Annotated in this window: 1 protein-coding gene; it reads left to right on the forward strand. The window is 71.6% G+C overall.

What is annotated here, in order from left to right:
- Window positions 1-58: 58 nt before the first annotated feature.
- A partial coding sequence (locus tag SB775_RS30860) for a hypothetical protein (protein WP_410865071.1) occupies window positions 59-261 on the forward strand: 203 nt, incomplete at its 3' end.

Genomic DNA, 261 nt, shown 5'->3' on the forward strand with positions numbered 1-261 from the left:
CGCGAGCACATCCCTGATCACCCCGTCGAGGCCGAAGCGCCATCGGTGGTGGCCTGACATGCGACCGCTCGACCCGCGCCTCCTCCGCTACGCGTCCTCCACGCGCGGCACCCTCGCCGCTGGTGGGGTGCTCGCGGTGCTCCAGACCCTCTCGATCATCGCGTTCGCCTGGCTTGTCACCGGCCTGGTGGTGCGGGCGATCGCACCGTTGCTGGCGCTGGTCGGGATCGGCGTGGCCGGGATCATCGCCGCCGCCTGCAT

Source organism: Peribacillus sp. SIMBA_075 (assembly GCF_046534585.1).